The organism is Bradyrhizobium barranii subsp. apii (assembly GCF_011516635.5).
Classification (GTDB): domain Bacteria; phylum Pseudomonadota; class Alphaproteobacteria; order Rhizobiales; family Xanthobacteraceae; genus Bradyrhizobium; species Bradyrhizobium barranii.
Genome location: NZ_CP096255.1, coordinates 821,710 through 834,349 on the forward strand (window position 1 = coordinate 821,710; position 12,640 = coordinate 834,349).

13 protein-coding genes are annotated in these 12,640 nt (G+C 65.1%); 8 read left to right on the plus strand and 5 right to left on the minus strand.

Annotated elements, in window-relative coordinates:
- Positions 1-107 precede the first annotated feature (107 nt).
- On the plus strand, positions 108-899 hold the full coding sequence (locus HAP41_RS03865) for a Bax inhibitor-1/YccA family protein (protein ID WP_014490629.1): 792 nt from the start codon (positions 108-110) through the stop codon (positions 897-899).
- Positions 900-1,197: 298 nt separating this feature from the next.
- Positions 1,198-1,725 (plus strand): GNAT family N-acetyltransferase, encoded by a 528-nt coding sequence (locus HAP41_RS03870; RefSeq protein ID WP_135215831.1) that lies wholly within the window; start codon positions 1,198-1,200, stop codon positions 1,723-1,725.
- Positions 1,726-1,824: 99 nt separating this feature from the next.
- Here the strand turns inward: HAP41_RS03870 and HAP41_RS03875 are convergent, their stop codons facing one another.
- From HAP41_RS03875 to acnA, 3 genes are all read right to left on the minus strand, one after another.
- Positions 1,825-2,196 carry a DUF2794 domain-containing protein gene (locus HAP41_RS03875; RefSeq protein WP_166053243.1) on the minus strand — a complete coding sequence of 124 codons (372 nt, stop codon included), beginning with the start codon at positions 2,194-2,196 and terminating at the stop codon, positions 1,825-1,827.
- A gap of 609 nt (positions 2,197-2,805) precedes the next feature.
- Positions 2,806-3,582: a DUF1223 domain-containing protein gene (locus tag HAP41_RS03880; RefSeq protein WP_135215832.1), complete on the minus strand. Its 777-nt coding sequence runs from the start codon at positions 3,580-3,582 to the stop codon at positions 2,806-2,808.
- Between the two features lie 217 nt (positions 3,583-3,799).
- Positions 3,800-6,520, minus strand: coding sequence for an aconitate hydratase AcnA (gene acnA, locus HAP41_RS03885; protein WP_063980406.1), 2,721 nt, complete (start codon positions 6,518-6,520; stop codon positions 3,800-3,802).
- Between the two features lie 243 nt (positions 6,521-6,763).
- Between acnA and ccmA the strand changes: the two genes are divergently transcribed.
- The 5 genes from ccmA to HAP41_RS03910 all read left to right on the plus strand — a co-directional run bounded on the left by ccmA (position 6,764) and on the right by HAP41_RS03910 (position 9,912).
- Positions 6,764-7,366 carry a heme ABC exporter ATP-binding protein CcmA gene (gene ccmA / locus HAP41_RS03890; protein WP_166105210.1) on the plus strand — a complete coding sequence of 201 codons (603 nt, stop codon included), beginning with the start codon at positions 6,764-6,766 and terminating at the stop codon, positions 7,364-7,366.
- 268 nt (positions 7,367-7,634) lie between these two features.
- A complete protein-coding gene (gene ccmB, locus HAP41_RS03895) occupies positions 7,635-8,303 on the plus strand; it encodes a heme exporter protein CcmB (RefSeq protein WP_028150494.1) in 669 nt (222 codons plus the stop codon).
- 91 nt (positions 8,304-8,394) lie between these two features.
- Positions 8,395-9,126, plus strand: a complete 732-nt coding sequence (locus tag HAP41_RS03900; RefSeq protein ID WP_038932544.1) for a heme ABC transporter permease — start codon at positions 8,395-8,397, stop codon at positions 9,124-9,126.
- Positions 9,123-9,308 (plus strand): heme exporter protein CcmD, encoded by a 186-nt coding sequence (gene ccmD, locus HAP41_RS03905; protein WP_014490637.1) that lies wholly within the window; start codon positions 9,123-9,125, stop codon positions 9,306-9,308. The genes HAP41_RS03900 and ccmD overlap by 4 nt, the downstream gene beginning before the upstream one ends.
- Before the next feature lie 10 nt (positions 9,309-9,318).
- Positions 9,319-9,912 carry a DsbE family thiol:disulfide interchange protein gene (locus tag HAP41_RS03910; protein ID WP_135215833.1) on the plus strand — a complete coding sequence of 198 codons (594 nt, stop codon included), beginning with the start codon at positions 9,319-9,321 and terminating at the stop codon, positions 9,910-9,912.
- 216 nt (positions 9,913-10,128) lie between these two features.
- Here the strand turns inward: HAP41_RS03910 and HAP41_RS03915 are convergent, their stop codons facing one another.
- Positions 10,129-10,731 carry a septation protein A gene (locus HAP41_RS03915; protein WP_166053155.1) on the minus strand — a complete coding sequence of 201 codons (603 nt, stop codon included), beginning with the start codon at positions 10,729-10,731 and terminating at the stop codon, positions 10,129-10,131.
- A 122-nt stretch (positions 10,732-10,853) separates the two neighbouring features.
- Entirely contained in the window at positions 10,854-11,798 is a 945-nt protein-coding gene (gene ftsY / locus HAP41_RS03920) for a signal recognition particle-docking protein FtsY (protein WP_166053137.1), read from the minus strand.
- A 60-nt stretch (positions 11,799-11,858) separates the two neighbouring features.
- Here ftsY and HAP41_RS03925 point away from each other — a divergent pair, with 60 nt between their 5' ends.
- A complete protein-coding gene (locus HAP41_RS03925) occupies positions 11,859-12,560 on the plus strand; it encodes an RluA family pseudouridine synthase (protein ID WP_166053105.1) in 702 nt (233 codons plus the stop codon).
- Positions 12,561-12,640 lie beyond the last annotated feature (80 nt).

Here is a 12,640-nt window from a genome sequence, read left to right on the forward strand (position 1 = left end):
ATGAGCCAGAATTTAGTCGGCACAGATCGGTATCCGAGATAGAATTTGACGAACCGGCGGCATGGCGACCCTCATGCCGGACCGGGCTAACCAACGGGAATTCGACCATGTCGGACCTAGACCGTAACTACGCTTCTCCTTTCGGCAGGGCCGCCGGGCGTGTTGACGCCGCGACGGTCGATGCCGGCCTGCGCGCCTATATGCTGCGCATCTACAATTACATGAGCATCGGCCTCGCCATCACCGGCCTGGCCGCGCTCGGCGTCTATATGGCCGCCGTGACCGACGTTCCGACCCCGGAAGCCGTCCGCGTCGGCAAGCTGTTCCTGACGCCGTTCGGCTACGCGATGTTCGTCAGCCCCCTGAAGTGGCTGTTCATGCTCGCGCCGCTCGCGATGGTGTTCGTGATCTCGGCGGGCATCAACCGTCTCGCCCCCTCGACCGCGCAGATCCTGTTCTGGGTGTTCGCGGCGCTGATGGGCATCTCGCTGTCCTCGATCTTCCTGGTGTTCACGCACACCTCGATCGTGCGGGTGTTCTTCATCACCGCGGCCACGTTTGGCGCACTGAGCCTCTACGGCTACACCACCAAGCGTGATCTGACCGGGATGGGCTCGTTCCTGTTCATGGGCCTGATCGGCATCATCATCGCGAGCCTGGTCAACCTGTTCCTGGCCAGCACGATGCTGCAGTTCATCGTGTCCGTGGTCGGCGTGCTGGTGTTCGCCGGCCTCACCGCCTGGGACACCCAGCGGCTGAAGAACGACTACATCTACGGCTACGCCTCGGCCGGCGGTGACATCGCAGAGCGTGCGGCCATCACCGGCGCGCTGTCGCTGTACCTGAACTTCATCAACCTGTTCACGCTGCTCCTGCAGCTCCTCGGCCAGCGCGACTAAGCGCTTCGACGAGGGAACGGATACGAACCCCGGCCGAGAGGCCGGGGTTTTTGTTTGGGCCGGGATGCGCGACGCCCCCCCCCGGCTTGTCATCGTGCGCAATTGCGCACTGGGGCGGGCGATCCAGTACGCCGCAGCGGCTCGGTTCTAGCCGCGCTGTCTCGGAGTACTGGATGCCCCGCCTGCGCGGGGCATGACAGCGGAGAAGATTGGAGGGCTGCTGCGCTGGCAATGACGGAGCATGGGGAAGCGGCGTTGCCCCTTCCAGTGACCGCGGGAAGGCTCTAATCTCGCCGCCATGTCCGCACCTGAGATCAGGCCCGCCATTGAGGCCGACCTTCCCGCCATCACCGCCATCTACAAGCAGGCCGTCCGCGAGGGCACCGCGACATTCGAGCTGGCGCCGCCGGATCTGGCCGAGATGACGCGCCGCTACCGCGCGCTGGTCGACGGTGGCTACCCCTATTTCGTCGCCATCCTCGATCGTAGCGTCGCCGGCTATGCCTATGCCGGCGCCTACCGGCCGCGGCCGGCCTACCGCTTCACGGTCGAGAACTCGATCTATCTCGATCCCACGTTCCACCGCCGCGGCATCGGCTCGTTGCTGCTGGACCGGCTGATCGCCGAATGCGAGGCGCGCGGCTTCCGCCAGATGATCGCGGTGATCGGCGATTCCGCCAATGCCGGTTCGATCGGCGTGCACACGCGCGGCGGTTTCAAGATGATCGGCACGCATCCCAATGTTGGCCTGAAATTCGGCCGCTGGCTCGACACGGTGATGATGCAACGCGACCTCGGCGAGGGCGCGAGCACGGTGCCGAAATAACCTCGGTCTCGTAGGGTGGGCAAAGCGACTTGTCCGCCGTAGCTCGGAGAGCGAAGGCGGACAAGTCGCTTTGCCCACCCTACGGCACCGTCCGTAAGGCTAAACCACCGCCAACTTGCGATCGATCACCAGCAGCACGCGCTCGAGCTCGTGGCCGCGGCGCAGGATCAGGCCGGTCGCCGAGATCACGCTGTACATGCCCTGCTTGCGCGCCAGCCGCGGGTCCTTCTCGATGCGATAGATCGGCACTTCCGAGGCGCGGCGGAAGACCGAGAACACCGCGCGGTCCTTCAGGAAGTCGATGGCATAGTCGCGCCACTCGCCGTCGGCGACCATGCGGCCGTAGAGGTTGAGGGTGCGGTTCAGTTCCAGCCGGTTGAATGTCACCCGGTTGGGTTGGGCATTCGCAGCGGTGGGGCGCGCCACTGCGCGCTGCTCGCTCGGATCGGCATCCTCCGGCGTCAGACTCATCGAGCGCCTCCTCATCTCGCGGCATGATCGCATCCGCGAAGGACCGTCCCCGGAACCGCGGATCATGACAGTTGCATGATCGCGCCAACTGTTCCCCGCCGCAAGGGGCTCTTCACTCAACTGATTGAATCGGGGGCGAATCGGAGCACACGCAGGAGTGGAATTCTATCGCGGCAAACCGTCACGGGATCGTTAGAAGGAATCTTGATATCGCCGCTTTTCCGCCAAGCTCCTGCCGCCCTGCTTTGCGAAAATACCTGTGTGCGTTGACCCGGTCCTTTCGGTTCCGGATTCCTCAGCCCCCAGCCCCCCGGGGCCGTCAGGATCGGGTCTGTACGCGCGACAAGGAGGGCCAACGCAAGTTGGTCCTTTTTGGTTTGTGCCGAGATGTTTCCGGCACGACCAACTTCCCTCTGATTGACGCGAAGACGACTCTCTCCCCTCATCCTGGGGAGCCGCGAGGCGGCGTCTCGCAGGATGGAAGGCCGCTGCATCAGCCGCGCCTGCATGGTTCTCGCGGCGACGCGTAGCATCGTCCGCCTCGCGCGCAAGGGCGCTCCTCACCATGAGGCGTGAGAGCGAGTACGACGCTGGCGAGAGAAATCTGATCTAGTGCAGCGACGTGTAAGCTGCGCCGAGCATCGCACCCGGCTTCTCACGGCTGCCGTCCTGGACATAGACCACAGCGCCGTCGACGCCGTCGCGCGTGAGATTTTCCAACGGCACCGTCCAGCTTTCCGGACGCCCGTTCCAGTCGCCGACCTTGAGCAGGTTGCGCACGACGTTGTGATAGGTGATCTGCTGTCCGCGATTTTCGCCGCGGCTGATTGCGATCGGCACCGATTTCGTGATCGAGCAGATCCAGACCTCACCGTGCGAGACCGCCGACTCCTTGCTCGCCGCCACCGACACGTTGATCTGCTTGCCTGCAAGCGACATCGTCACCGGCACGCTCATTACGCCTGCGCCGTTGTCGGTCTTGCCGATCGCGCTCTCGATGCCGGCGCGATCGCTGCCGATGACATGCGTCGAACCGTTGACCACGACTTGCGGCGTATAGACCTCGCGGTCGCCGCGCATGCGCGAATAGGCGCGCTGCCGCGCCGAGAAGCGCGAATCCGCAAGCGTGTCCTTCCAGCCGAGATAATCCCAATAGTCGATCGGCATGCTCAGCGCGATGATCGACGGGTCGTTGGAGAGATCGCCGATGACCTGGTCGGCGGGCGGGCAGGAGGAGCAGCCCTGCGATGTGAAGAGCTCGACTACGGCGCGAGGATCAGCCTCGGCGGGACGGATGACGGCGACGATGGCGCAGATACCAAGTGCTCCCGACCAGAGTGCACCGGACCAGCGCGAAACCAGATTAGAAGCCATCATTGCAGTCATTTTGAACGTCACACCTCGCACGCGTGGGGGAAGATCCTATCGCCTGATGGTCACCGTAGTCTTACGGGCATCGTACATTCAACCGTCCGGGGCGAGGTTTTCCGCCGGGCGGGACCATCGGACGCGTGTTCTAACGCACGAAGGCGGCCTTGTGATAGGCCGCCCTCGTTTAACCTTCTACTCACGTCGCGGTGAGCCACCGTTCACAAATTCGCGCTTAGGCCGCGAGCTTGCGCAGCACGTAGTGCAGAATGCCGCCGTTCCGGTAGTAATCGAGCTCATCCAGCGTATCGATGCGGCAAAGCAGCGAAACCCGCTGCAACGAACCGTCGCCGGAGACGATCTCCGCGGTCAGCTTCTGACGCGGCTTCAGGTCGCCGACCAGGCCGCGCAGCGTGACCTTCTCGTCGCCCTTCAGGCCGAGCGACGACCAGGAGGTGCCCTCTTCGAAGGTCAGCGGCAGCACGCCCATGCCGACCAGGTTGGAGCGGTGGATGCGCTCGAAGCTCTGGCAGATCACGGCGCGGACGCCGAGCAGGCGCGTGCCCTTCGCAGCCCAGTCGCGCGAGGAACCGTTGCCGTATTCGGCGCCGGCGAACACCACCAGCGGCACCTGCTCCTGCTGGTACTTCATCGCGGCGTCGTAGATCGACATCTGCTCGCCGTCGGGCCAGTGCTTGGTGAGACCGCCTTCCGGGATATTTCCGTCAGCGCCCTTCAGCATGAAGTTCTTGATGCGGATGTTGGCGAAGGTGCCGCGCATCATCACTTCATGGTTGCCGCGACGCGTGCCGTACTGGTTGAAGTCGGCCGGACGCACCTGGTGTTCGCTGAGATATTTGCCGGCGGGCGAGGTGAGCTTGATCGAGCCGGCCGGCGAGATGTGGTCGGTGGTGATCTTGTCGCCGAACATGGCGAGGATGCGCGCCTCGATGATGTCGGTGACCGGCTCCGGCTCCTTCTTCATGCCGTCGAAATAGGGCGGGTTCTGCACATAGGTCGAGCTCATGTTCCAGCGATAGGTCTCGCTCTCGACCGTCTTGATCTTGCGCCAGTTGGTGTCGCCCTTGAACACGTCGGCATACTTCTTCTTGAAGATCGACGCGGTCACGAACTTCTTCATGAAGGCGTTGATCTCCTTCGTCGTCGGCCAGATGTCCTTGAGGTACACCGGCTTGCCGTCCTTGCCTTCACCGAGCGGCTCGACGGCGAGGTTCTTGGTGACGCTGCCCGCGAGCGCGTGGGCGACGACCAGCGGCGGCGAAGCGAGATAATTCGCCTGCACGTCCGGCGAGACGCGGCCTTCGAAGTTGCGGTTGCCGGAGAGCACGGCGGCCGCGACGATGCCGTTGTCGTTGATCGACTTCGAGATCTCCTCGGGCAGCGGACCGGAATTCCCGATGCAGGTGGTGCAGCCGAAGCCGACCAGGTTGAAGCCGACCTTGTCGAGATCAGCCTGCAGACCGGAATCGGCGAGATAGGCCGCGACCACCTGGCTGCCCGGCGCGAGTGACGTCTTCACCCACGGTTTTGCCTTGAGGCCCTTGGCGGCAGCGTTGCGCGCAAGCAGGCCGGCGCCGATCAAGACGCTCGGATTCGAGGTGTTGGTGCAGGAGGTGATGGCGGCGATCACGACGTCGCCATGACCGATCTCGAAGTTCTTGCCGTCGACGGCAAAGCGCTTCCCGGGCTCGTCGGTCTTCTTGTACTCGGTGCCGAGCGCGAGCGAAAAGCCTTCGGCGACCGACGGCAGCGCGATGCGGCCTTCGGGACGCTTCGGACCGGCCATCGAGGGAACGACGTCGCCGAGGTCGAGGGTCAGCGTTTCCGTGAACACCGGATCGGCCGACTTGGCGGTGCGGAACAGGCCCTGCGCCTTGGCATAGGCCTGCACCAGCGCGACGCGCGCCGGAGCGCGGCCGGAGGTCTTGAGGTAATCGAGCGCAGCAGCGTCGACCGGGAAGAAGCCGCAGGTCGCGCCATATTCCGGCGCCATGTTGGCGATGGTCGCCTTGTCGGCGACGGACAGGTGATCAAGGCCGGGACCGAAGAACTCGACGAACTTGCCGACCACGCCGAGCTTGCGCAGCATCTGCGTCACGGTCAGCACGAGGTCGGTCGCGGTGACGCCTTCCTTCATCGCGCCCTTCAGCTTGAAGCCGACGACGGTAGGCAGCAGCATCGACAGCGGCTGGCCGAGCATGCAGGCTTCCGCCTCGATGCCGCCGACGCCCCAGCCGAGCACGGCGAGACCGTTGACCATGGTGGTGTGGGAGTCGGTGCCGACCAGCGAGTCGGGATAGGCGACCTCGAAGGTGCCGGTCTTCTTGCCGACCGTCATCTTCTCCTTCTTGGTCCAGACCGTCTGGGAGAGATATTCGAGATTGACCTGATGGCAGATGCCGGTGCCGGGCGGCACGACCGAGAAGTTCGAGAACGCCTTCTGGCCCCACTTCAGGAACTCGTAGCGCTCCTGGTTCTGCTTGTATTCCTCGGTGACGTTCTTGCCGAAGGCCTTGTTGTCGCCGAAGAAGTTCACGATCACGGAGTGGTCGATGACGAGGTCGACCGGAACCAGCGGGTTGATCTTCTCGGCATCGCCGCCGAGCTTCTGCATCGCGTTGCGCATCGCGGCGAGATCGACCACGGCCGGCACGCCGGTGAAATCCTGCATCAGCACGCGGGCCGGGCGGAATGCGATCTCATGCTCCAGCGACTTCTTGCGCAGCCACTTCGACACCGCCACGATGTCTTCCTTCTTGACCGTGCGGCCGTCCTCGTTGCGCAGGAGGTTCTCGAGCAGAACCTTCATCGAATAGGGGAGTTTCGAAATTCCCTTCAGACCATTCTTCTCGGCCGTGGGCAGGCTGTAATAGACATAGGTCTTGGCGCCGACCTTGAGGGTCTTTTTGCATTTGAAGCTGTCGAGCGAGGTCATGTAGGAAATCCCAATTGTTAGTTATACCCGGCAAGGGGTATTTTAACACCGTCAGCGAGTCCGGCTGGGTCGCTTGCAGGGGCAGGTTGAGTTGCTGCATCAAGTAGTTCCGGGCTTATAGAAGCTTTCTAACCGCGCCGCCACAGCCACAAACGTGCCGCAGCAATCCGCGAGCCAAAAATTCCCATGCGCTACCCCAAGATTTCCTGAGGCCAGGCTTTGAGCGGATTGAACCAAGGCAAGATGCAGCTGTCCGGACGCGGGGTCGTTTGCGTGCGCGGCGGGCGCGAGGTGTTTTCCGGGCTCGATTTCGAGGCGGTCTCGGGCGAAGCCGTGGCGGTCGTGGGCCGGAACGGCTCGGGCAAGACCTCGCTGCTGCGGCTGATCGCGGGCCTGCTGATTCCGGCCGGCGGGACAATCGCGCTCGATGGCGGCGATGCCGAGCTGACGCTGCCGGAGCAGTGCCACTATCTCGGCCATCGCGACGCCCTGAAGCCGGCACTGAGCGTGGCGGAAAACCTGTCATTCTGGGCTGATTTTCTGGGCGGCGAGCGCAGTGATGCGGCCAAGAGCCTCGCCATCGTCGGGCTCGATCACGCCACTCACCTGCCCGCGGCCTTCCTGTCCGCCGGCCAGCGCCGCCGCCTGTCGCTGGCCCGGCTGCTGACGGTGCGCCGCCCGGTCTGGCTGCTGGACGAGCCGACTACGGCGCTGGACGTGGCCGGCCAGGGCATGTTCGAGGGCCTGATGCGGGAGCATCTCGGCCGAGGCGGCCTGATCATCGCGGCGACGCATGCGCCGCTGGGCATCGATTCGCGGGAGCTGAGGATTGGGGGTGAGGTATGAAGTGGGGGGACCCTCAGTTTTCCGAGCGGCTGGGTACCAGCCTCTCCGTTCCCTCCCCCCTTGCGGGGGAGGGTCAGGGAGAGGGGTGCCACACGGCGCGCTCTTTCGAGTCTAGCGTTGGGAAAACAGGGGCTCCGTTGCCGGCAGCTCATCCCCAACAACCATTCCTCCCGGGGCTACCCCTCTCCCCCGCCCTCCCCCGCAAGGGGGGAGGGAGCGCAGTGTGCGTGGGGCTGGCAGACACGAATCTCGCCATCGGATACACCCCATGACCGCCCTGTCCGCCCTCATCCGCCGGGATATCCGGATCGCGCTCCGCGTCGGCGGTGGGGCGCTGATCGGCGTGCTGTTCTTCCTGACCGTCGTCGTCCTGATGCCGTTCGCGGTGGGGCCGGATCTGGCGCTGCTGTCGCGGCTCGGGCCGGCGATCCTGTGGCTCGGCGCGCTGCTGGCGAGCCTGCTCACCCTGGACCGGCTGTTCATGGCCGACCACGAGGACGGCTCGCTCGACCTGATCACGATGAGCCGGACGCCGCTGGAACTCGCCTGCGCCGCCAAGGCGCTGGCGCATTGGCTGGCCGCGGGCCTGCCACTGATTGTCGCAACCCCGGTGCTCGGCCTGCTGCTCAACCTCGACATGGTCGCGACCGGGGCGGTGGCGCTGACGCTCCTGGCCGGTACGCCGGCGCTGACCTTCACCGGCATGATCGGCGCGGCGCTGGCGGTGACGCTGCACCGGGGCGGACTGTTGATGGCCGTGCTGGTGCTGCCGCTGTCGATCCCGGTGCTGATTTTCGGCGTCGCGGCCTCGCAGGCCGTGATCGTCGGTCCGATGACGTTCGGCGCGCCGTTCTCGATCCTGTGCGCGCTGTCGCTGGTCAGCCTCGTCATCGGCCCTTTCGCGGCGGCGGCGAGCCTGCGCCATGGTCTCGACTGAAATGGGCTGGATTACCCTTGACCCCGATCAACTTTCGCTGCGCGCTTTTATGCTGATTGCGTGAGTGCTGACCTGTGATTATCAGAATACCATGACGCTGATCGATCTCGCCAATCCGACACGGTTCCTCGCGCTGACGGCGCGGGTGCTGCCGTGGCTTGTGGCCGCGACCGTCATCCTGCTCACCATCGGCCTCTACCAGTCTGCCCTCGCGCCCGACGACTACCAGCAGGGCGCGACGGTGAAGATCATGTTCATCCACGTGCCCAACGCCTGGCTGTCGATGTTCGTCTGGGGCGTGATGAGCATCGCCTCATTGGGCACGCTGGTGTGGCGGCATCCGCTCGCAGATGTCGCCGCCAAAGCCGCCGCGCCGATCGGCGCCGCCTTCACCTTCCTCGCGCTGCTCACGGGATCGCTGTGGGGCCGGCCGATGTGGGGCACCTATTGGGAATGGGACGCGCGGCTGACCTCGGTGCTGATTCTCTTCCTGATGTATCTCGGCCTGATGGCGCTGTGGCGCGCGGTCGAGGATCCCTCGCGCGCGGCGCGCGCCGCCGCGGTGCTGACGCTGGTCGGCGCGATCAACCTGCCGATCATCAAGTTCTCGGTCGATTGGTGGAACACGTTGCATCAACCGGCGTCGGTGATGCGCATGGGCGGCTCGACGCTCGACAAATCGTTCCTGATCCCGCTGCTGCTGATGGCCATCGCGTTCACGCTGCTGTTCGTCACGTTGCACCTGGCGGCGATGCGCAACGAGATCCTGCGCCGCCGCGTCCGCTCCTTGCAGATGATGCAGGCGAGCCAGAAGGCCGCATGACGATGTCACTTGGTCCCTACGCGTCCTTCATCGTGACGTCCTATGCCGCGGCGGCGCTCGTGGTCGTGATCCTGATCGGCTGGATCGTGCTCGACTATCGCAGCCAGACCGAGCGCCTGCGCGAGCTCGACCGCAGCGGCGTCACCCGCCGCTCCGGACGCAGCGCAACGGACACGCCGTGAGCGATCAATCATGAGCGATCAACCGACTTCCGCTCCGCCGCAGCGCCGCACCTTCCTGATGGTGCTGCCGCTGATCGCCTTCATCGCCCTGGCGCTGCTGTTCTGGTTCCGGCTCGGCAGCGGCGATCCCTCGCGGATTCCCTCCGCGCTGATCGGCCGGCCGGCGCCGCAGACCGCGCTGCCGGCGCTCGAGGGATTGCAGGCCGACAATTCGCAGGTGCCGGGCCTCGATCCCGCCGCGTTCAAGGGCAAGGTCAGCCTCGTCAATGTCTGGGCGTCATGGTGCGTGCCCTGCCATGACGAGGCGCCGCTCCTGACCGAGCTCGCCAAGGACAAGCGCTTCCAGCTCGTCGGCATCAACTACAAGGACGCGGCCGACAACGCGCGCCGTTTCCTCGGCCGCTACGGCAACCCGTTCGGCCGCGTCGGCGTGGACGCCAACGGCCGCGCCTCGATCGAATGGGGCGTCTATGGCGTGCCGGAGACGTTCGTGGTCGGGCGCGAAGGCACCATCGTCTACAAGCTGGTGGGACCGATCACGCCGGACAATCTGCGCACGGTGCTGCTCCCGCAGATGGAGAAGGCGTTGAAGGCGGGGAGCTGAGCTCCGCTCTCGCGCGAGCGCAGGGGCCAGCACCACGCACCGCTGTCATGCCCCGGCTTGACCGGGGCATCCAGTACGCCGCGGCCTCACCGTATCTCACGACTGTCTACCGTATCTCACGACTGTCTCTGGAATACTGGATCGCCCGGTCAAGCCGGGCGATGACAGTTGAGTGTATGGCCGCATTTCAGCTCGCAATGACGAGCTGAGAGACCGTCACCTTTTCCTTACATCCCCCGCCTCGGCCTCGCTCGCCTCCAGCGACGCCGGCTCGATCCCGTAGCGCTTGGTCAGCGGCATCTGGGCGATGGCGAAGACCATCGTGATCGGCGTGACGCCGAACACCTTGAAGTTCACCCAGAAATCCGTGCTCTGGGTGCGCCAGACGATCTCGTTCAGGATGGCCATGCCGGCGAAGAACAGCGCCCAGCGCAGCGTGAGGATGCGCCAGCCCTGCGGGGTCAGGTTGAACATCTGGTCGAACATGACGGCGATGAAGGAGCGGCCGAACAACAGCCCGCCGCCGAGGATCGCCGCGAACAGGCCGTAGATGATGGTCGGCTTGACCTTGATGAAGGTCTCGTCGTGCAGCACCAGCGTCAGCGTGCCGAACACCAGCACGATCACGCCTGTCACGATCGCCATGATCGGGATATGGCGCGTCACCACATAGGACGCGATCATCGCCGCCACGATCGCGACCATGAAGGCGCCGGTCGCGGCGAACAGATTGAACTTCGCATTCACGAAGAAGAACACGAGCAGCGGACCGAGCTCGGTCGCGAGCTTGAACAGCGGATGCGGCTGGGTCTTGTCCATTCTCTCTTCCGTCTCTCCCACCCTTCGAGACGACCGCTTCGCGGTCTCCTCAGGATGAGGACCTCATGTGTGGCACGACCTCATCCCGAGGAGCCGCGCAAGCGGCGTCTCGAAGGATGACGCTATTCGATTCCGGCGATCGCGCGGGCGAAATCGCGCGCGGTGAACGGCGCGAGATCGTCGACGCCTTCGCCGACGCCGATGAAATGCACCGGCAGTTTGAATTTCTCCGCGAGCGCCACCAGGATGCCGCCGCGCGCGGTGCCGTCGAGCTTCGTCATCACGAGGCCGGTGACCCCCGCCGTGCGATGGAAGGCCTCGACCTGCGACAGCGCGTTCTGGCCGACGGTGGCGTCCAGCACAAGCAGCACGGCATGCGGCGCAGTGTCATCCACCTTGCGGATCACGCGCACGACCTTTTCGAGCTCGTTCATCAGCTCGGCCTTGTTCTGCAGACGGCCGGCCGTGTCGATCAGGAGCACGTCGATGGCCTGCTCCTTCGCCGCCGTCAGCGCGTTGAAGGCGAGGCTCGCCGAATCCGAGCCCTGAGTGCCAGCGATGACCGGCGTCCTGGTGCGCTCGCCCCAGACCTTGAGCTGCTCGATCGCGGCCGCGCGAAACGTGTCGCCGGCGGCCAGCATCACTTTGCGGCCTTCGGATGCGAATTTTTGCGAGAGCTTTCCGATGGTTGTGGTCTTGCCGGAGCCGTTGACGCCGACGACGAGGATGACGAACGGCTTCCTGCCCGCGTCGATCTCGAGCGGCTTTGCCACCGGCGTGAGCACCTTCTCGACTTCGGTGGCGACGACGTCCTTGACCTCGTCCGCCGAGATCGCCTTGTCATAGCGCCCCGTGCCGACGGCGTCCGCGATCCGCACCGCGACCGACGTGCCGAGGTCGGCGCGCAGCAGCACGTCCTCGATGTCGTCGAGCATGGCGCGGTCGAGCTTGCGCTTGGTGACGAGGTCGGCGACCGCGGTCCCGAGCGAGGACGAGGTACGCTTCAGCCCGTTGGACAGGCGGCGCCACCAGCTCAGCTTGGGGGGATCTGACGTGGTATCGTTCATAGTGGCGGTGTGTTAGCCGTTCCGGCTCCCAAACGAAAGTGTTGACCGAAAGTCTTGCAATTGCTCGATGTTCCCGAATTGACCGCCGACGAGATCCTGGCGCGCGTGCTCCATCGCGACGGGCTGATGCTGGTGATCGACAAGCCCGCCGGCCTGCCGGTGCACCGCGGCCCCAAGGGCGGGGCCAATCTGGAAACGTCGTTCGACGCGCTTCGTTTCGGCCTGCCGCGGCCGCCGGTGCTGGCCCACCGGCTGGACAAGGACACCTCCGGTTGCCTCGTGCTCGGCCGCCATCGCAAGGCGACCGCCTCGCTCGGCCTCCTCTTCAAGCACGGCAAGATCGGCAAGACCTACTGGACCGTGGTCGAGGGCGGCCCTGCCGAAAACGAAGGCACCATCGACATGCCACTCGGCCGGCTCAATGCCGAGCGCGGCTGGTGGCAGAAGCCGGACCCGGAAGGGCAGAAAGCCGTCACAAATTGGAAGGTGATGGGCCGGGGCGACGGGCTGACCTGGCTCGCCATGGAACCGGTGACCGGCCGAACCCATCAATTGCGGGTGCATTCGGCCGCGACCGGCTGGCCGATTTTCGGCGATAACATTTACGGCAACGGCCCGCGCTTCGGCGAGCCGCGGCTGCACCTGCATTCCCGCGAGATCGTGGTGCCGATCTCCCGGAACAAGGAGCCGATCCGCGTGGTGGCGCCGGCCCCGCCCCACATGCACGAGAAGCTCCGCGCCTGCGGGTGGAATGGGGAATGACGTTGCCAGACCCTCATGGTGAGGAGGCCGCGTAGCGGCCGTCTCGAACCATGAAGGCCCGACTGTCGCCCGCGGCCATC

What these genes read in the sequence shown, in the direction of transcription:
- ccmD (WP_014490637.1), top strand. Translation starts at nt 9,123, where the DNA reads ATGACGATGTCACTTGGTCCCTACGCGTCCTTCATCGTGACGTCCTAT.
- HAP41_RS03865 (WP_014490629.1), top strand. Translation starts at nt 108, where the DNA reads ATGTCGGACCTAGACCGTAACTACGCTTCTCCTTTCGGCAGGGCCGCC.
- HAP41_RS03900 (WP_038932544.1), top strand. Translation starts at nt 8,395, where the DNA reads ATGACGCTGATCGATCTCGCCAATCCGACACGGTTCCTCGCGCTGACG.
- HAP41_RS03880 (WP_135215832.1), bottom strand. Translation starts at nt 3,582, where the DNA reads ATGACTGCAATGATGGCTTCTAATCTGGTTTCGCGCTGGTCCGGTGCA.
- HAP41_RS03870 (WP_135215831.1), top strand. Translation starts at nt 1,198, where the DNA reads ATGTCCGCACCTGAGATCAGGCCCGCCATTGAGGCCGACCTTCCCGCC.
- HAP41_RS03910 (WP_135215833.1), top strand. Translation starts at nt 9,319, where the DNA reads ATGAGCGATCAACCGACTTCCGCTCCGCCGCAGCGCCGCACCTTCCTG.
- ftsY (WP_166053137.1), bottom strand. Translation starts at nt 11,798, where the DNA reads ATGAACGATACCACGTCAGATCCCCCCAAGCTGAGCTGGTGGCGCCGC.
- ccmB (WP_028150494.1), top strand. Translation starts at nt 7,635, where the DNA reads ATGACCGCCCTGTCCGCCCTCATCCGCCGGGATATCCGGATCGCGCTC.
- ccmA (WP_166105210.1), top strand. Translation starts at nt 6,764, where the DNA reads ATGCAGCTGTCCGGACGCGGGGTCGTTTGCGTGCGCGGCGGGCGCGAG.
- HAP41_RS03915 (WP_166053155.1), bottom strand. Translation starts at nt 10,731, where the DNA reads ATGGACAAGACCCAGCCGCATCCGCTGTTCAAGCTCGCGACCGAGCTC.
- HAP41_RS03875 (WP_166053243.1), bottom strand. Translation starts at nt 2,196, where the DNA reads ATGAGTCTGACGCCGGAGGATGCCGATCCGAGCGAGCAGCGCGCAGTG.
- acnA (WP_063980406.1), bottom strand. Translation starts at nt 6,520, where the DNA reads ATGACCTCGCTCGACAGCTTCAAATGCAAAAAGACCCTCAAGGTCGGC.